This is a genomic window from Veillonella sp. ACP1 (assembly GCF_000286635.1).
Classification (GTDB): Bacteria; Bacillota; Negativicutes; order Veillonellales; family Veillonellaceae; genus Veillonella; species Veillonella atypica.
On the sequence record NZ_ALKL01000010.1, the window covers coordinates 140215 to 157941 of the forward strand.

Genomic DNA, 17727 nt, shown 5'->3' on the forward strand with positions numbered 1-17727 from the left:
CGATTATCCGTTCTAGCCCACTGGGCTAGAATGGGTCGTAGTTTTGTTTTTTATTATACGAGAAAGGAAAAACAAATGAGAGACGATAAATTCGGTATGCGTGGATTGACTTTTGATGATGTATTGTTAGTGCCGGCAGCATCTGATGTATTACCATATCAAGTAGATTTAAAGACACAATTAACACGTGATATTTCACTAAATATCCCAATGATTAGTTCTGGTATGGATACTGTTACTGAGTCCCGTATGGCCATTGCCATGGCTCGTGAAGGCGGTATGGGTGTTATTCATAAAAATATGTCCATCGAGGAACAAGCTCATGAAGTTGATACAGTTAAACGTTCTGAGCATGGTGTTATCGTTGATCCGATTTTCCTAAGCCCTCAGAACCTTCTCTCTGATGCAGAAGAGTTGATGTGTAAATATAAAATCTCTGGTGTACCTATTACAGAACATGGTAAACTAGTAGGGATCATTACAAATCGCGATATGCGTTTTGAAACTGATTTATCCCGTCAAATTGGCGAATGTATGACAAGTGAAGGGTTAGTTACAGCTCCTGAAGGTACTTCCTTGGAAATGGCTAAATCCATTTTGAGCAAACATCGTATTGAAAAATTACCATTAGTTGATAAAGATAGTAATTTAAAGGGTTTAATCACTATTAAAGATATTGAAAAAGCTACAAAATATCCTAATTCTGCAAAGGATGCTAGCGGCCGTCTATTAGTTGGTGCTGCTGTTGGTGTTTCTAAAGATATGTATGATCGTCTAGATGCTCTCGTAGCAGCTAAAGCCGATGTTATCATCGTCGATACTGCTCATGGTCATTCTGCAGGTGTATTGCGTACATTAAAAGAAATTAAACAAGCATATCCACATATTCCGGTTATTGCTGGTAATGTGGCAACGGCAGCTGGTACAGAGGCTCTTATTGAAGCTGGTGCAGATGCTGTTAAAATTGGTATTGGACCTGGCTCTATTTGTACAACACGTGTCATTGCTGGTATTGGTGTACCTCAAATCACTGCTGTCTATGAGTCCGCTCAAATCGCAAGACGTTATGGTATTCCAATCATCGCTGATGGTGGTATTAAATACTCTGGCGACATTGCGAAAGCGATTGCAGCTGGTGCCAATGTTGTTATGATGGGTAATATTCTTGCTGGTACTGATGAAAGCCCAGGAGAAACTGTTATTTACCAAGGCCGTTCCTATAAAGTATACCGTGGTATGGGTAGCTTAGGGGCTATGAAACTTGGTAGTAAAGATCGTTATTTCCAATCAGAAGCTAAAAAATTAGTTCCTGAAGGTATCGAAGGTCGTGTACCTTATAAAGGTATGTTGGCAGATACTATTTTCCAAATGGTTGGTGGTTTACGTGCAAGTATGGGATACTGTGGTTGCCATAATATTAAAGAAATGATTGAAAATACTCAATTTATTCAAATTACGGCAGCAGGCTTGAAAGAAAGTCATCCACATGATGTAAGTATTACCGTAGAAGCACCGAACTATAGTGGTTTATAATGGAGTATTATTTTGAGTAAACGTATTTCGGTATTATCCGTCCCTATTGATTGCATCACTATGGACGAAGCAGTTTCAAAAATTATAGAGATGACGAAGCAATCAGGGCTACATCTTGTAGCAACTGCCAATGCTGAAATGGTTATGCTAGCCAATCAGGATCCCGTGTTACACGGGATCTTGAATTCCGCTAGTCTAGTTGTTCCTGATGGAGCTGGTATATTATGGGCAGCGGAACGCATGGGTGAAAGAGTGCCTGAACGCGTTACTGGTGTTGATATTACCAAAGAATTGTTTAAACATGCTGTAAGCAATCAAATCCCCATATATTGTTTAGGTGCTGCGCCTGGTGTAGCACAACAAGCAGTTTCTAATTTACAAGCAATGTATGGTACTATTAATATAGCTGGCATCCATGATGGATTCTTTGATGAAGCAGAGGAACAACGCATTATTAACGATATTAAAACTTCGGGTGCTAAGCTCGTATTTGTTGCATTAGGTGTGCCAAAACAGGAACAATGGATTTCAGAAAAACTATCCTCTTTACAAGGCGTTGTAGCCATTGGTATAGGAGGGTCTTTTGATGTATTGGCTGGAAATATTCCACGCGCACCTCATTGGATGCAACGTAATCGTTTAGAATGGTTATATAGATTATATCTGGAACCTAAACGTATAGGCCGAATGTTGGCTATACCAAAGTTTATGTGGACTGTTATTAAGAATAAATAGGGGAGTTTAGTTGTGCCTACAGGACCAATAATAAAAGAAGGATTTCCTTTAATCGGAGTGATGCTCTTCATTACGATTATAGCGGTGTATTTTGGATATTATAGTATCGCAATCATTACATTTATTTTGGCATTATTTTTTGTGAACTTTTTTAGAAATCCAAAACGCAACATTCCTACTGACCCAGATGCTATTTTATCTCCAGCTGATGGCAAGGTAATGGAAATTGAAGATGTATATGAAGATTTGTATTTACATCGAGAATGTAAAAAGGTAACAATCTTTTTATCTGTTTTTGATGTGCATGCCAATCGAGCTCCTATTGAAGGCAAAATTACATATCGTCATTATACGATGGGGAGTTTTTTACCTGCTTTCAAAGAAGATGTGGGGTTTGAAAATGAACGTCATACAATTTGTATAGAAAACGATAAAACAGAAGTACTCGTCACACAAATTGCAGGTTTATTAGCTCGTCGTATCGTTTCTTGGACAGATCTTGATAGTGTATTACAACGTGGCCAGTTATATGGTATGATTAAATTTGGTTCATGTACTGAAATTTACATGGATAAAAATGTAGAGATTTGCATTGAAAAAGGTCAACATATTACTGGTGGCGATACAATTATCGGGAGGCTCCGTCATGAATAAATCAGTTATTCCAAATTTATTTACTAGTTCTAATTTAGCATTTGGTGTTATCGGCATTACATTGTCTGCTACGGGCAATACCTTTGGGGCGGCTATTTGTGTGATACTATCACTGATTGCAGATGGTTTAGATGGGCGTGTGGCACGTGCATTAGGCGTAGCAGGTCCTATGGGGCGTGAATTAGATTCCTTATCCGATGTAGTCGGATTTGGTGTTGCCCCTGCTTATATGCTGTATGTTAGTGATTTGCAAGGATTAGGCTGGCTCGGTTATATTCCGTTATTAGCCTTTGCTGTTTTAGGCGCTTTTCGTTTAGCTCGTTTTAATATTAAAACGGATGAAGTTCACGGCTATTTTGAAGGTCTTCCTATTCCAGCAGCAGGTTGTTTAGCGGCTACCTATATTTTATGTGGTGTGCAAGTCCCACAACTAGTCTTGTTTGTGTCCATGATTCTTGTTGGTATCTTAATGGTTAGTGAAGTAAAATATCCTGACTTTAAAGGTCACAGTGCAGTTCGCATTAGCAAAATTGCTATCGCATTGGTTGCTCTTATCATCATTGCTGCATTGGTATATGATTGGCATACATGGGCTGTTATGATTTTTACTGGTTATGTGTTGTTTGGTCTGTTTAATACGGCGTTGAATATAGTGCGCAAATAGACTGTGGAGGTTTGTCTTATGGATTACCTACTGGATCTGATATTGATCCCTATGCAGGTAATAATCGTAATTTATACGGTTTATTATTTCGTACTTGCCGTTATAGGTATGTGGCGGTCTCGAGTTCATAAAAACTATACGCCAAAAAATTCATTCGCCATTGTTGTGTGTGCTCATAATGAAGAGGCTGTAGTAGGAGAGCTCGTAAAAAACTTAAAAGGTTTAGATTACCCAGACGATTTGTATGATATTTTTGTTGTAGCGGATAATTGTACTGATAAAACGGCTGAAGTGGCCAGTGCCGCAGGAGCTAATGTACACGAACGTTTCAACAAAGAAGAGGTTGGTAAAGGGTATGCCATGGGGTGGATGTTTGACCGCGTGGATAAAATGGATAGGAAATATGATGCATTCCTCATCTTTGATGCTGACAATTTGGTACACCCTCAATTTATGTTAGAGATGAATGATCACCTCGAAAAAGGTGAATCTGTTATTCAAGGGTATCTTAACTCCAAAAACCCTACAGATTCATGGGTTGCGGGCACTTTTTCAATCATGTTCTGGATGGTTAACCATATGTGGCATTTAGCCAAATATCGTATTGGTTTATCAACGGCACTTGGCGGTACGGGTATGTGTATTCGTACATCTATTATTAAAGAATACGGATGGGATTGTACAAGCTTAACGGAGGACATGGAGTTCTCTATGAAGTTATTAACACATGGTATTAAGACGACATGGGCTCATGATGCTATCGTGTATGATGAAAAAGTAACAACTATGATGGCTTCTTGTAAACAACGTTTGCGTTGGGCACAAGGTCAATTTGATTGTGCAGATCGTTATATTCCTAAATTATTTGCAGCGGGTATTAAGCAAGGTAATATTGTCATTTTAGATGGTATTTTGCAAGTGAGTCAGCCATATTTCTTATTGTTGACGACTGTATATTTGGTATTTTCTTATATCAATGCATATGTACCAATTTACACCAATATTTTGTACCAAATTATGCCTATGTCCGTATGGCAAATCATAGGTATTGGACAATATCTATTCCCATTGATTGTGTTATTGAAAATTAAGGTGCCACCTAAAATCTGGTTCTACTATTTGTTATATCCAATTTTTGTATATTCATGGGTTCCAGTAAATATTTTAGGATGGTTCCGTCGTCATAATAAGGAATGGTCTCATACGGTACATACAAGAGCAGTTGGCTTGGGTGATGTTAAATTGACCCGTATGGGAGATATGAATAAGAATAAAAAATAGAATCTATAGGAGTGACTATGCATATCTTAATGTGTAACGATGATGGCATTTTAGCTGATGGCTTACGCCAATTAGCGACGTATTTAAGTCAATATTATCGTGTTACCGTTGTAGCACCAGCTACTGAACAAAGTGCTAAATCCCATGCATTGACGACTGAGATTCCTTTAAAATTAGATGCGTACAATGGCGAGGATGAAAATCCTCGCCTTTATGCACTTACAGGAACTCCATCTGATTGTATGAAATTTGGCCTCAGTTATTTATTAGCCGATGACATGCCTGATCTTGTTATTTCAGGTATTAATCATGGCTTTAATTTAGGTTCTGATGTATTGTATTCAGGAACCGTATCTGCAGCCATGGAAAGTGCTTTTTATGGAATCCCTGGCCTTGCTTTATCTGTAGAGCGATATTCGATTGAGCGTGGTCATGAAATGCATCCGTTTATTCATGAATTAATTGAGAAAATTTATGTAAATGGTAATTTTGAAGGCTTGTTAAATGTTAATTTCCCATTGCGCGGCATTTGTGATTGGGATCATTTTAAATTGGTGAGCCAAGGACTTCAAACCTATAGTAATATAATTGATGCTAGAATTAATTCACGAGGTCAAGATTATTATTGGTTGGCTGGAGACTTGGATTGTGGAAAGGAAGACGTACCAACAGATGTTGAATACGCTCGAAAAGGTTATATTACAGGTGTTACTTTGACCTGGAAACAGCAAGATGATGTGGCGATGCATACACTCACAAATATTTTAGAAAAAATATAAAAAATTTGTTGACAGACCTTTGTTATTCCTATATAATTACAAATGTTCCGAGACGCCGGAGTGGCGGAATGGCAGACGCACTTGACTCAAAATCAAGCGGGTAACACCGTGTGGGTTCAAGTCCCACCTCCGGCACCAACTACAAGCGGAAACGCTTAAACAGGTGATAAGAGTAATCTTATCACCTGTTTTTTGTTTATACGATTCAAGTAAAATGATAGAGGTCTCTATGGACATACAACATATTATGGATTATCTACCAATAACATATGCACTGCAGCAACAAGATGTTAGCAAGACAATGGTTGATTTAAAGCTATTAAAAGAGATACCCATTGATAGTTCCGTCAATCAATGTCAAGGATTCTGCTATAACTCAAAAAAAGATGTATTTGTACTAGCTTGTATTAATTCTGAAAATACGCGACAAGTTATATATGAGCTAGATCCAAGAACATTTGATATTGTTGGAACCTATAAGTTTCGTGATGCTAATGTATTAGCACATATGAATACGCTTACCTATAATCCAGACACTAATTTGTTATACACTACGAATGCTATGATTGATGGCCATCGCATTACTACAATAGATGCAGATACAATGAGTATTGGCAATACTATTACGATTCCTGAACGGGTATTTAATTTAGCCTATGATAAAAAAACGAATCAGTTTATGTCGATTGTCCCTATAGATGCAACAATGAGACGTATCAATTACTATACATCACAGTTTCAACTCGTTCAGTCTAAAGATATAGATGCTAATTATGATGATTATAATAATAATGGTGCCTTTGCTAATGATGGTAAAACTATATTTGCAACGTTATCCACTGTTATTACTGTAGATAAAACAGGAAACGTTACCAAGATTGCTTCTTTTCCAAAAAATCTTGAAATTGAAGATATGGATATGCGTCATAACATAATGTACGCTGCTGTAAATATGAATCATAAAGTTTTTATTTATACTATGCTTAACTATTAATAGACTGTACTTTCATCAATGATTAATCTAACAAAATTGTGTATAATAAAAAGATAGATAATCGACATATAAGAGGTTATGATATGAGATTAGGCACAGATATAATAGAAATTGATCGAATTAAAAAAGCCATAGACCGTTCAGAGCGCTTTCGGCAGCGCGTATATACGGAACGTGAAATTGCTTATTGTGAAAGTAAACGCACAGGGATCTATCAATCCTATGCAGGTATTTACGCAGCAAAAGAGGCTTTTTTGAAAGCATTAGGGACTGGATTGCGATATGGATCGTGGCAAGATATTGAGGTGTGCCATGATGAATTCGGGGCTCCATCTCTAATCATAACGGGGGCTTTCAAAAAAATTATGCAAGAACGAATGTATACAGAATCTATAGTTTCTATTAGTCACTGTCGGTCGTACGCTATGAGTACGGTCATCATAGAGGGGTAATTATGTACAGTTTAACGAGAGAAGCATCACAACATATTGATGCCTATGTACCGCGTCATCTACACGTGCCTTTGGAAGTGCTCATGGAAAATGCAGGTCGAGGTATAGCCGATGCGTTGGTAGATGTAGAAGGAAACCGTTTTAGGGAGGATCCTTTTACAGGTATGGTTCTATTTGTGTGCGGTGTTGGTAACAATGGAGCCGATGGACTGGTAGCGGCTCGTCATTTAATGGAACAAAGAATTCCCGTTACCATTGCATTAGTAGGCAATGTGTCACATGGTAGTGAGCTATTTAATAAACAACTAACCATGGTTCGTGCCATGGGAATTGATATTGTTTCTTTTGAAAGTTTTAGTGATTGGTCCCGTGTTCATGTTGTCGTAGAAGGTTTGATGGGAACTGGTTTTCAAGGTGAATTACGAGAATCTATAACCTCTGTGTTACATGATATCGATGTGGAACGCAACCAATATGGATTTTCCCTATGGGCTATCGATGTGCCAGCCGGTGTTGATGCGACCACAGGACAGGCTTCTGATTATGCATTATCCTATGATACGACAGTAACCTTTGGATCTATTAAAGAAGGTCTATTGTTATATCCTGGTAAATCCTTGGCCGGCACAGTAATAATCGCACCATTAGGAGTGCCTTGGGAATTAGCATTAGGATCAGAGGCTCCATTTAACACATCCCATTATGTTTTATATGACCGTTTAGCTTCACTAGAACTCAGTGATCGTATGCCACAGGCACATAAAGGTGTTAATGGTAACGCTTTGATTGTCGGTGGTTCTGAATCCATGATAGGGGCACCTATCATGAGTGCAGAGGCAGCTGTACATGGTGGAGCCGGTAAGGTATCATTAGCAGTTCCTAATGGTGTGCGACCTATCGTACAGTCTAAATGCATACCAGAAGTCATGGTATTGCCATTAGAACACTTAGGTTCCATTAATTTACAATCCTATGACGTCGTTGCCGTTGGCCCTGGATTAGGACGCACAGATGACGTTAAAGTATTGGTAAATTCTTTGTTAGAACGACAATCGGGACATATGGTTATCGATGCTGATGGATTATATGCTCTTGGCACCATAGGACATGTTTATGCACATGGGGATAAGACTATTACTTATGAAGGCAATATGCAGTTTAAAAATTGTATTATGACACCTCATTTAGGCGAGTTTAGCCGTCTTATTGATACATCCATTAATTTTATAGAGAAGCATTATGTAGAGTTAGCGATTCAATTTGCTGTAGCTCATAATGTAGTGCTCGTTTTAAAAGGAATTCCTAGTTTAGTTGCTTTTCCTACCGGTGAAGTATATATCAATATGATAGGCAATCCTGGTATGGGAACAGGAGGAATGGGTGATAGTTTAACGGGGATTATATCCGCCTTTGTAGCACAAGGTTATTCTTTACAGTCTGCGGCCTTATTAGGTGTCTATGTACATAGTCGAAGCGCTGATATATTGGCTAAAGAAAAACCTTGGGGCTATACACCAAGTGATGTAAGCCAATCCGTTGGTTTGGTACTACAAGAGTTATTGAAAGGATAGGTAGATGACGCGATTACAACGAATACTACTCTGTTTAATAGCTTTATTAGTGCCACTGTTTGTACTAGCAGGTTGTTCGAATTCAGATGTATCCAAAGCGGCTACACAAGCCGTGTCGGCATCATCCAATTATTCTATTGATACAAAGCAGACTAATGCAGAAGGGCATGTTGATATCTATATGCTAGATATCGGCCAAGGGGATGCAATACTTCTTAAAGTTGGTGATGAGTATAGCATGATTGATACGGGAGATATAGAACATCGTGAAAATATTGTAGCCCAACTACATAACCTCGGTGTTACAAAGCTTAAAAATGTCATCATCACACATCCTCATGCAGATCATATGGGTGGTTTTTTAGCTATTGCAAAAGCAATGCCTATAGAACATGTATATGATGATGGTATTTCTGTTGACAATAATATGTATAAAACATATGAAAAATGGATTGAGAAAAAGAATATTCAACGCACTACGTTAAAAAAAGGTGGTACTGTTGATTTTGGTCATGGTGCAGTATTTGTAGTATATGCGCCTTGGGATGATATATTAGTAGATAAAAAAGGGCAACCGGATTTAAATAATAATTCTATTGTTGGTAAATTTATATTTGGTAAATTTTCTATGCTCTTTACAGGTGATGCAGAATTACAAGAAGAACAACGGCTTATAAAAGAGCAAAATAGTAAGCTCTTTGCTCGTATTTTGAAGGTGGGGCATCACGGATCGCGAACAAGTAGTTCTGAAGATTTCCTAAAATCCGTCAAACCAGAGAGTGCATTAATCTCTTGTGGGTTATATAATAAATATGGTCATCCTCATGATGTGACATTACGTCATTTGAATGAACACAATATCGCCATTTATCGTACAGATACGATGGGACGTATTCACATTAGTACGGATGGGAATGAATGGCAAATTTCTACAGAACGATGATAGATATGTATAATCCGTATACCTATCTTCATGTTTGTATGAAATAATCTATCTATAATCTAACATTAGTTTATGGATAGATTGGAACGATGAGACGAAACATTAGTATCATCGGCTCATCTCTATGGTTTGGACAAAAAGTATGTCAGTTAGATTGGAGTGAATGTATTGCGTAAACTATTTTTAATTTGCTTTGCTTTTCTCATGGCTGTACCACTGTTGTTAAGTCAAGCAAAGGCTGCTAATTTACAGGATGCTCGTTGGGTAACGAGAACTGATGCACCTGTTCCATATGTACGTATGGTTATGGATTTATCTACTCCTGTAAACGCGGCAGCATCCATCAGTAAAGATGGAAAAACGACAACGGTTACTTTGAAGAATACGAAGCTAAAAACGGCGAAGAATACTATTTATATGGATTCTTCCATTGCTAGCGTAGCTCAACTTTCACAAGTAGGCAAAGATGTGGCAGTTACGATTAAAACTCCATCCGCATTGGATACTAATGATGTGAAGGTTTTCTCTTTGAAGAAGGATACAGTCAATCAAAAGCCGTATCGAATTGTTGTAGATGTACAGAAAAAAGGCGTGGCTCCAAAACCTATCAATTATGGTAAGAAACCATCCCCAGCTACAGCGCCAGCAAGTAGCAAAGGGTCCGGTATATACTCTGTATCAGGAGGATTATCCGGTAAGGTGATTACTATTGATCCAGGTCATGGTGGTAGCGACCCAGGTGCTATCGGCCCTACAGGGTTCCAAGAAAAAAGTGCAACATTACCGATTGCTAAATATTTGAAATCAGCTTTAGAAGCTCGCGGTGCTAAGGTATTCCTGACTCGTACTACAGATGCCGATGTATATGGCCCTAATGCGAGTGGTGTTGATGAGTTGGGTGCTCGCGTTAATATAGCAAACTCCCATAATTCAGATGCCTTTGTAAGTGTTCATATTAACTCTTTCAACAACCCAAGTGTAGGTGGCATTGCTACATACTACTATTCTAAAACTGGTAATGACGCTCGCTTAGCACAAAAAGTACAAAATCAAATTGCTAATGTACCAGGCTTCAATGGTGACAGAGGTATCCAAGAAGGTAATTTGTATGTATTAAGACATACAAATATGCCGGCTATTCTCGTAGAATTAGGCTTTATTTCTAACCCTAATGAAGAACGTGCATTGAAGAGCGACCAAACAAAACAAGACTTTGCTAATCGCATTGCTGCTGGTATTGCTAGTTACTTTGGAGGCTAAGGATGAATATTCGAAATCAAATAACAGTGATTGCTTGTATCGGCATCCTAGCTTTTACAGCGGGCTGTAATTCCAATCAAATGCAAAACACAGGTTCTACAAACGTAAGCCAAGAGGTCAAGGTCAATAAAGATGCTGAAACTGCTAAGACTTCTAGTGAATCCGTTAAAATGGTATTCTTTGTTCCTACTGAAGATGGTTCCGGTGTTAAACAACAATCCGTGGATATCGCAGCAGATAAGGTGACGCCGAAGGCGGCATTGCTTGCCATGTTAAAAGCTGATCGCCAACAAAAGTATCCTATCTTTGATAAAGCGATAAAAATCAACTCTGTAACAGTTAAAGATGGAGTTGCTTCTGTAGAGGTGAATAAAGCTTTTGTTGATGGTAAAGGTGGCGACTTAACTGTTAAGTTGCAAATGGCTGCTATTGTTAATACATTGACCTCTTTTGATAATATCAATGGAGTGCTCTTTGTATGTGATGGCAAAAAGGTTCCTATTGTAGGCGCATTCGATACGAAGAGCCCTGTTAAACGGATGGAACAACTCATAAAAAAATAATGTACGAATCGACCTCATCAGTATGATGAGGTCGATTTTTTTTGCATTCTTATATATGTTACAATACATATAGTGTATAAGATAAAAAAGGTGATATAGTGGAACTTAAAACTCTTGGTGAATTTAATTTCATACATAGTATTGAATCGGATACAATATATGACAATAAGACAGTGGTGCAAGGCATTGGCGATGATTGTGCCATTTATAAAGCTAGTGAAGGGTATGATCAGCTCATAAGTACGGATACCATGGTGGAAGGTGTTCATTTTAGCTTTCATTATATGGCGCCCTATGATGTAGGATATCGTTTGATGACGGCTAATTTGAGTGATATTGCTGCAATGGGAGGTATACCACGTCAGGTTGTATTATCTGTAGCTGCACCAGGTCATATTGATACGCGAATTTTAGATGAAATTTATAGAGGTATTAAGGATCAGTGCCAACGATATCATGTAAATCTTATTGGTGGTGACACGGTCAGTACAGATGGACCCATGGTGTGGACTATTACTATCATAGGCGAGGTACCTAAAGATGAAGCGATACTACGAAGTGGTGCTCGACCTGGGGATGTGGTGGGCGTTACTAATTATATTGGTTATGCTGCCACAGGGTTAGGATCCTTATCATATAACCTTGATGGCTATCCTATGACGTGCATCGGTCATCAACGACCAGAACCTCAAATTGAATTAGGCCAATCGTTACGCGAACTTGGTATTCACAGTATGAATGATATTAGCGATGGTCTTAGTAGTGAGTTGAATGAAATAGCAAAGGCATCACATGTTTCAATCGTCATTGATGAAGCACTTATCCCATTGCATGAAGAAACATATAAACTAGCTGCTGTATTACATACTAATCCTGTTGATTATGCCTTATTGGGCGGTGAGGATTTTCAGCTCGTATTTACGGCGCCTAAGGAGCTTTCACAGGCATTAGAACAGTTAGGTTCTATCACGCTTATTGGTGAGGTTATAGAGGGAAAACCGATGGTACAATCGGTGACTAAGGATAAAGAGATACGCTTATTAGAAGCGAAAGGATATAATCATTTTCATGAGTAAAAATAAAGTTACATTAGAAACATATTCTGTAGAGGATACGCAATGTTTTGGTGAACGCCTAGGGCAGTGGGTCAAAGAGTCTGCTAGTCCACTATGCATGGCATTAATCGGCGATTTAGGGACTGGTAAGACTCATATGTCTCAGGGTATAGCAAAGGGTCTTGGCGTGTCGGAGGATATTACAAGTCCTACATTTTCTCTTATGAATACCTATATGACATTGGCTGGTGAAATATACCATTTTGATTTATATCGCATGGATGATGTAAGTGAATTAGAAAATATTGGATTTTATGAATTTACAGAGGATCAAGTTGCCATTGTAGAGTGGGCGGATAAGTTTGAAGATGAATTGCCCGATGAAACGTTATGGATACATATTGATTCGATTGATACTCACTCTAGACGGATTACATTAGAGAGCGATGTACTTGACGCTGAAACATTGAATACTTTAGGAGGTATGTATGTGGTTGGGAATTGAAACGAGTTCTGTCGTTTCTAGTGTTGCTGTGATGAATGAAAGTCAGTTGCTTGGTGAAATTACTATACAAGCAGGATTGACTCATTCTGAGCAGTTGGTACCACATATTCAATCATTGCTAGAGATGACGAGGGTAGAAAAATCTGATTTACAAGGAATCGTTGTTGCTAGTGGTCCCGGTTCCTTTACGGGTTTGCGCATAGGAATGGGGACGGCAAAGGCGATGGCTTATGCATTACATATACCTTTATATGGGGTTATGACTATGGATGGATTAGCGCGTAATATTCCATACACTACTGATACGATTTGCACTGTAATTGATGCGCAAAAGAAACATGTCTATGCGGCTCTGTATGCATATGATGGAGAGCGTTTACAGGTTAAAGAAGAGCCATTCGTAGTGGAAGCTGCTTCATTAGTAGAACGATTACGAAACCAACATAAACGCGTCGTATTTGTGGGCGATGGTATTAAGCGGATTGCTCCACTAGTAGAAGATGATGAGTTATTAATCATTGGTGATCCTATCTATCGCATACCTAAGGCTAGCTCTTTATTATTAAGTGCCCGCCCTTTGATTGAACGAGGTGAAAGTGCTGATCCTATGGATATGGTACCGCACTATATTAGACGGTCTGAAGCAGAAGTATTGTGGGAAGAAAAGCATAAAGATAATCCTGCTATGTTAAAGGAGAATCCTACAGTCACTGTAATCGAAGCGGCAGGTGAAAAATAGACATGACAGTCCGTAGAGCAACGATTGAGGATGCAAAGGAAATTTTTGCTATTGAAATGGAATGCTTTTCTGTTCCTTGGAGTTTAGATTCCATAGAAACAGAATTACTGAATGAAGATAAGAAACTCTATTATGTCATAGAAGATGCCAATGGTGTTGTAGGTTATGCAGGGGCGTGGCTCGTATATGATGAAGGGCAAATTACGAATATTGCGATACGTCCATCTGCAAGACGCCAAGGCTTTGGTGCTAAACTTACGAGTGCATTGATAGAGGAATGTTTTAAACGAGGCATGCATGAAATCTTTTTAGAAGTTCGTATATCTAATTTGTCTGCTTTATCTTTATACCGCAAATTGGGGTTTACTGTAAAAGGTATGCGAAAAAATTATTACTCAGAGCCTAAAGAAGATGCGTATATCATGTCTCTTATTAAAGAGGAAGGAAAATGAGTGTATATACATTAGCATTAGAAAGCAGCTGTGATGAAACATCGGCCGCTGTACTTAAGGATGGCCGTACAGTACTTTCTAATGTCATATCGAGTCAGGTGCCAATTCACCGAAAATTTGGTGGTGTAGTGCCAGAAATTGCATCCCGTCATCATATAGAACAAGTTATCCCTGTTATTGATAAGGCATTAGCGGATGCTCATGTCACATTGGATGACATTGATCATATAGGGGTTACCTATGGTCCTGGATTAGTAGGGGCCCTATTAGTTGGTGTAGCAGCTGCAAAAGGATTATCCTTTGCTACGGGGATTCCATTAGTACCTGTTCATCATATGGAAGGTCATATTTTTGCTAATTTCTTAGCTAATCCTACATTAGAACCACCATTTTTAAGCCTTGTTGTATCCGGTGGTCATACTATGCTAGTTCATGTGAAAGGCTATGAAGAATTTGAGATTTTAGGACAAACACGGGATGATGCGACAGGAGAAGCCTTTGATAAAATTGCCCGTGTTATGGGGTTTCCATATCCAGGAGGACCTCATATTGATGCATTAGCAACAGAGGGCAATCCAGATGCTATTGAGTTTCCGAAGGCCCTTAGTGAGTCGGGAAATTTTGAATTTAGCTTTAGTGGCTTAAAATCAGCTGTTCTAAATTATTTAAATAGTAAATCACAAAAGGGTGAAGCCATAAATAAGGCTGATGTGGCGGCGTCCTTTCAAAAGGCTATCGTAGATGTTCTGGTAGAAAAAACTAAGGATGCAGCTCATACACTAGGGGAAACTAAAATAACCATTGCTGGTGGTGTATCGGCTAACCAAGGCTTACAAGTAGCATTAGAGAATATGTGTAATGAAGAAGGGTTTACGTACTATAAACCAGGTAAAATTTTAGCTACTGATAATGCGGCTATGATTGGATGCCGTGCTTATTATATGGCACAAGCCGGAAAATTCTGCGATTTACATTTAAATGCTAAGCCTAGTGTGCCAATTGGTACCGTTGCATGGGTAGAAGGTAACTAGTATGACTGTACATATATATGATGAACTTGTTAAGGAAACAAATCTATCTAGTTTGCAAGCAGCCCTACTAGTTCATATTAGTCATATGATTCGCTTTGGCCAATCGGTGAGTAAACATAAGATTGTTTTGTTTACAGAGATTGCGAATGATGACATGATGTGTATATATGAGTCTAATGACTCATTAGTTACATCACGCATACCTAGTTCTGATATGTGGAAAAAACTGATCACCACCGGTGAAAGCTTTCAACAATCCACACAAAGTGGATTTGAATATCTATTTCCCATTGTCGATAATGGCGGTAAGACTATAGGAGGCATTTCCTTCTCTTATATAGCACCTGCCAATGGTGTGGAAGGTAAACAAGGATTTATCGTAGCCGATACAATGCAACGATTGATGTTGACGGCCACAGATGAACAAATTAAAGAATATGAGCCTATATCGTATTTGGATGGGCTCATCATTTTTGACCAAAATGGGACTATCTTGTACGGCAATGATACGGCGTTACACTTGGCGGATATTGTCGGTGTTGATCGGCGGTTGGTGGGCACATCTATTTTTGGTAGTTCTTTAAAAATATCTGCTATTCATCGTGTCATAGATGAACGAAATGATTTTGTATCCGAAGAAATCTATCATAATATGGTACTAAGACAGCATTTGATTCCTATTCCGATGGGACGCAATGAATGTCGTTGCTTTTTAATTCTTCACGATTGTACCCGTGAAAGTAAACAGCAACAAGAACTACTAGTTAAAAATTCCATTATTAAAGAGATACATCACCGTGTTAAAAATAACTTACAAACAGTAGCAGGCTTACTACGGATGGAAGCGCGGCGCTCTGATTTACCAGAGGTAAAATCGGCATTACAAGAGGGTATTTCCCGTATTGAAAGTATGGCCCTTGTCCATGATTTAGTATCTCACTATGATGAAGACTATATTTCTATACGATCCATATATGATGAATTGTGCCGATTATTACGTCAGAGCATGGTAGAACGTAATCAACATGTAGAATTTCGCTATCATGGAGACGATTGTATCATTTCATCTCATCAAGCCAGTTATATTTCTCTTGTATTCAATGAACTGATTTCTAATAGTATTGTGCATGGGTTGGATGGGACTGATGGTGTAATTTCATTATCTGTATCCAGTATGAATGATACTATTGCACTAGTATTTACAGATTCAGGTAAAGGTTTGCCTCGTGATTTTGATATGGCTAAAAGTAAGCGATTAGGCATGCAAATTATTAATAATTTGGTGACTCACGAGCTACAAGGTCATATGACGATTGAAAATGGTGATGTTGGGGTTATTGTTACAATTCATATTCATAAGGAGCAATAAATGCGTATTTTAATCGTTGATGATGAATCTTTAATCCGCATGGATTTGCGAGATATTCTAGAATCTGAACAACATGAAGTGGTTGGGGAAGCATCGAATGGTGTTGAAGCTATTACGATGTGTAAAGAACTAAAACCTGATGCGGTGTTAATGGATGTGAAAATGCCTGAGCTAGATGGTATAGAAGCAGCTCGTCAAATTGGATTTAACCACTTGGCACCTGTTGTACTTCTAACTAGTTATAGTCAACAGGATTTAGTGACAAAAGCTCGTGAATCTGGTGTATATGGATATTTAATAAAACCTGTGAGAGAAGAGCAGCTGATTCCAACATTAGAAATGGCATGTGGTCGATTTTTAGATGATTTAGAATCACGTCAACAAATGGCTGATTTAGAGAAAACTCTAGAAGAACGAAAAATAATACAAAAAGCGACAGGCATTCTTATGGATTTATATAAAATTACGGAGGACGAAGCATATAATCGAATTCGGCAATTAAGTATGAAGAAACGAGAGTCTATTGTCAATATATGTAAACTAATCATTCAACAAGCATCGACTAATTAATAAAAATTATAGGGCGATACATATAACCTTCTATATAAGATATAAAAGCTTATATAGAAGGTTATTTTATATGAATTAGTACTTGTAAAAACTAAAAAGTCAAAAAATCAAAATTAGTACTTGCAATTATTTTGACATAGGTTATAATAATACATGTGATTAGCACTCGATAAGTTAGAGTGCTAATGAATTATGAATAATACATAGTAAATAAGGAGTGACATCATATGTTAAAACCATTAGCTGACCGCGTTCTTATCCGTTTAGAAGCAAAAGAAGAAAAAACTAAAAGTGGTATCTTCCTTCCTGATACAGCAAAAGAAAAACCTCAAGAAGGTGTTGTTGTAGCAGTAGGTGCTGGTAAAGTATATGACAATGGTCAACGTGTAGCTCCAGAAGTTAAAGTTGGCGATACTGTTATGTTTGCAAAATACGCTGGTAGCGAATTAGAAATCGATGGCGCTACTCACTTGATTATTAGCGAACGCGATATCTTAGCAGTATTATAATAGCTTTCAAGGCTATACATATTAATGATACATTCTATATTGCCTTAGGGCATATATTTCTTTACATT

At 38.2% G+C, this 17727-nt stretch carries 20 protein-coding genes and 1 tRNA gene; all 21 read left to right on the top strand.

Features of this window, described 5'->3' with window-relative positions:
* Window positions 1–75 precede the first annotated feature (75 nt).
* The 21 genes from guaB to groES all read left to right on the top strand — a co-directional run bounded on the left by guaB (window position 76) and on the right by groES (window position 17659).
* Window positions 76–1533 (top strand): IMP dehydrogenase, encoded by a 1458-nt coding sequence (gene guaB / locus HMPREF1151_RS03805; RefSeq protein ID WP_009661167.1) that lies wholly within the window; start codon window positions 76–78, stop codon window positions 1531–1533.
* A 12-nt stretch (window positions 1534–1545) separates the two neighbouring features.
* Complete coding sequence (locus tag HMPREF1151_RS03810; protein WP_009661134.1) at window positions 1546–2268, top strand: WecB/TagA/CpsF family glycosyltransferase; 723 nt, start codon at window positions 1546–1548, stop codon at window positions 2266–2268.
* A gap of 12 nt (window positions 2269–2280) precedes the next feature.
* Entirely contained in the window at window positions 2281–2922 is a 642-nt protein-coding gene (locus HMPREF1151_RS03815; protein ID WP_009661204.1) for a phosphatidylserine decarboxylase family protein, read from the top strand.
* On the top strand, window positions 2915–3586 hold the full coding sequence (gene pssA / locus HMPREF1151_RS03820) for a CDP-diacylglycerol--serine O-phosphatidyltransferase (RefSeq protein WP_009661306.1): 672 nt from the start codon (window positions 2915–2917) through the stop codon (window positions 3584–3586). The genes HMPREF1151_RS03815 and pssA overlap by 8 nt, the downstream gene beginning before the upstream one ends.
* 18 nt (window positions 3587–3604) lie before the next feature.
* Window positions 3605–4867 (top strand): glycosyltransferase family 2 protein, encoded by a 1263-nt coding sequence (locus tag HMPREF1151_RS03825; RefSeq protein ID WP_009661087.1) that lies wholly within the window; start codon window positions 3605–3607, stop codon window positions 4865–4867.
* A 17-nt stretch (window positions 4868–4884) separates the two neighbouring features.
* Window positions 4885–5646: a 5'/3'-nucleotidase SurE gene (gene surE, locus HMPREF1151_RS03830; protein ID WP_009661258.1), complete on the top strand. Its 762-nt coding sequence runs from the start codon at window positions 4885–4887 to the stop codon at window positions 5644–5646.
* Window positions 5647–5700: 54 nt separating this feature from the next.
* Window positions 5701–5784 (top strand) — tRNA-Leu (locus HMPREF1151_RS03835).
* A 91-nt stretch (window positions 5785–5875) separates the two neighbouring features.
* A complete protein-coding gene (locus HMPREF1151_RS03840) occupies window positions 5876–6640 on the top strand; it encodes a hypothetical protein (RefSeq protein WP_009661272.1) in 765 nt (254 codons plus the stop codon).
* 83 nt (window positions 6641–6723) lie between these two features.
* Window positions 6724–7092: a holo-ACP synthase gene (gene acpS, locus HMPREF1151_RS03845; protein ID WP_009661096.1), complete on the top strand. Its 369-nt coding sequence runs from the start codon at window positions 6724–6726 to the stop codon at window positions 7090–7092.
* Between the two features lie 2 nt (window positions 7093–7094).
* Window positions 7095–8663: a bifunctional ADP-dependent NAD(P)H-hydrate dehydratase/NAD(P)H-hydrate epimerase gene (locus HMPREF1151_RS03850; protein ID WP_009661178.1), complete on the top strand. Its 1569-nt coding sequence runs from the start codon at window positions 7095–7097 to the stop codon at window positions 8661–8663.
* Window positions 8664–8667: 4 nt separating this feature from the next.
* Window positions 8668–9606, top strand: coding sequence for a ComEC/Rec2 family competence protein (locus HMPREF1151_RS03855; protein WP_009661053.1), 939 nt, complete (start codon window positions 8668–8670; stop codon window positions 9604–9606).
* A gap of 168 nt (window positions 9607–9774) precedes the next feature.
* On the top strand, window positions 9775–10866 hold the full coding sequence (locus HMPREF1151_RS03860; protein WP_005378716.1) for an N-acetylmuramoyl-L-alanine amidase: 1092 nt from the start codon (window positions 9775–9777) through the stop codon (window positions 10864–10866).
* Between the two features lie 2 nt (window positions 10867–10868).
* Window positions 10869–11429, top strand: a complete 561-nt coding sequence (locus tag HMPREF1151_RS03865) for a GerMN domain-containing protein (protein WP_009661236.1) — start codon at window positions 10869–10871, stop codon at window positions 11427–11429.
* A gap of 98 nt (window positions 11430–11527) precedes the next feature.
* The gene (thiL, locus tag HMPREF1151_RS03870; RefSeq protein ID WP_009661164.1) at window positions 11528–12505 is read left to right on the top strand and encodes a thiamine-phosphate kinase; all 978 of its coding nucleotides are present in this window, start codon (window positions 11528–11530) and stop codon (window positions 12503–12505) included.
* Window positions 12498–12989 carry a tRNA (adenosine(37)-N6)-threonylcarbamoyltransferase complex ATPase subunit type 1 TsaE gene (gene tsaE, locus HMPREF1151_RS03875; RefSeq protein WP_005378694.1) on the top strand — a complete coding sequence of 164 codons (492 nt, stop codon included), beginning with the start codon at window positions 12498–12500 and terminating at the stop codon, window positions 12987–12989. Before thiL ends, tsaE begins: the two co-directional genes overlap by 8 nt.
* A complete protein-coding gene (gene tsaB / locus HMPREF1151_RS03880; RefSeq protein WP_009661088.1) occupies window positions 12973–13728 on the top strand; it encodes a tRNA (adenosine(37)-N6)-threonylcarbamoyltransferase complex dimerization subunit type 1 TsaB in 756 nt (251 codons plus the stop codon). Before tsaE ends, tsaB begins: the two co-directional genes overlap by 17 nt.
* A 2-nt stretch (window positions 13729–13730) precedes the next feature.
* A complete protein-coding gene (rimI, locus tag HMPREF1151_RS03885; RefSeq protein ID WP_009661225.1) occupies window positions 13731–14180 on the top strand; it encodes a ribosomal protein S18-alanine N-acetyltransferase in 450 nt (149 codons plus the stop codon).
* Window positions 14177–15211: a tRNA (adenosine(37)-N6)-threonylcarbamoyltransferase complex transferase subunit TsaD gene (gene tsaD, locus HMPREF1151_RS03890; RefSeq protein WP_009661273.1), complete on the top strand. Its 1035-nt coding sequence runs from the start codon at window positions 14177–14179 to the stop codon at window positions 15209–15211. Before rimI ends, tsaD begins: the two co-directional genes overlap by 4 nt.
* A gap of 1 nt (window position 15212) precedes the next feature.
* On the top strand, window positions 15213–16580 hold the full coding sequence (locus HMPREF1151_RS03895) for a sensor histidine kinase (RefSeq protein WP_009661130.1): 1368 nt from the start codon (window positions 15213–15215) through the stop codon (window positions 16578–16580).
* Window positions 16581–17150 carry an ANTAR domain-containing response regulator gene (locus HMPREF1151_RS03900; protein WP_009661297.1) on the top strand — a complete coding sequence of 190 codons (570 nt, stop codon included), beginning with the start codon at window positions 16581–16583 and terminating at the stop codon, window positions 17148–17150.
* 227 nt (window positions 17151–17377) lie between these two features.
* Window positions 17378–17659, top strand: a complete 282-nt coding sequence (gene groES, locus HMPREF1151_RS03905; protein ID WP_004696047.1) for a co-chaperone GroES — start codon at window positions 17378–17380, stop codon at window positions 17657–17659.
* Window positions 17660–17727: the final 68 nt, after the last annotated feature.

What these genes read in the sequence shown, in the direction of transcription:
- acpS (WP_009661096.1), top strand. Translation starts at nt 6,724, where the DNA reads ATGAGATTAGGCACAGATATAATAGAAATTGATCGAATTAAAAAAGCC.
- groES (WP_004696047.1), top strand. Translation starts at nt 17,378, where the DNA reads ATGTTAAAACCATTAGCTGACCGCGTTCTTATCCGTTTAGAAGCAAAA.
- HMPREF1151_RS03825 (WP_009661087.1), top strand. Translation starts at nt 3,605, where the DNA reads ATGGATTACCTACTGGATCTGATATTGATCCCTATGCAGGTAATAATC.
- HMPREF1151_RS03895 (WP_009661130.1), top strand. Translation starts at nt 15,213, where the DNA reads ATGACTGTACATATATATGATGAACTTGTTAAGGAAACAAATCTATCT.
- HMPREF1151_RS03840 (WP_009661272.1), top strand. Translation starts at nt 5,876, where the DNA reads ATGGACATACAACATATTATGGATTATCTACCAATAACATATGCACTG.
- pssA (WP_009661306.1), top strand. Translation starts at nt 2,915, where the DNA reads ATGAATAAATCAGTTATTCCAAATTTATTTACTAGTTCTAATTTAGCA.
- HMPREF1151_RS03855 (WP_009661053.1), top strand. Translation starts at nt 8,668, where the DNA reads ATGACGCGATTACAACGAATACTACTCTGTTTAATAGCTTTATTAGTG.
- tsaD (WP_009661273.1), top strand. Translation starts at nt 14,177, where the DNA reads ATGAGTGTATATACATTAGCATTAGAAAGCAGCTGTGATGAAACATCG.
- HMPREF1151_RS03865 (WP_009661236.1), top strand. Translation starts at nt 10,869, where the DNA reads ATGAATATTCGAAATCAAATAACAGTGATTGCTTGTATCGGCATCCTA.
- surE (WP_009661258.1), top strand. Translation starts at nt 4,885, where the DNA reads ATGCATATCTTAATGTGTAACGATGATGGCATTTTAGCTGATGGCTTA.
- tsaE (WP_005378694.1), top strand. Translation starts at nt 12,498, where the DNA reads ATGAGTAAAAATAAAGTTACATTAGAAACATATTCTGTAGAGGATACG.
- rimI (WP_009661225.1), top strand. Translation starts at nt 13,731, where the DNA reads ATGACAGTCCGTAGAGCAACGATTGAGGATGCAAAGGAAATTTTTGCT.
- HMPREF1151_RS03900 (WP_009661297.1), top strand. Translation starts at nt 16,581, where the DNA reads ATGCGTATTTTAATCGTTGATGATGAATCTTTAATCCGCATGGATTTG.
- guaB (WP_009661167.1), top strand. Translation starts at nt 76, where the DNA reads ATGAGAGACGATAAATTCGGTATGCGTGGATTGACTTTTGATGATGTA.
- HMPREF1151_RS03850 (WP_009661178.1), top strand. Translation starts at nt 7,095, where the DNA reads ATGTACAGTTTAACGAGAGAAGCATCACAACATATTGATGCCTATGTA.
- tsaB (WP_009661088.1), top strand. Translation starts at nt 12,973, where the DNA reads ATGTGGTTGGGAATTGAAACGAGTTCTGTCGTTTCTAGTGTTGCTGTG.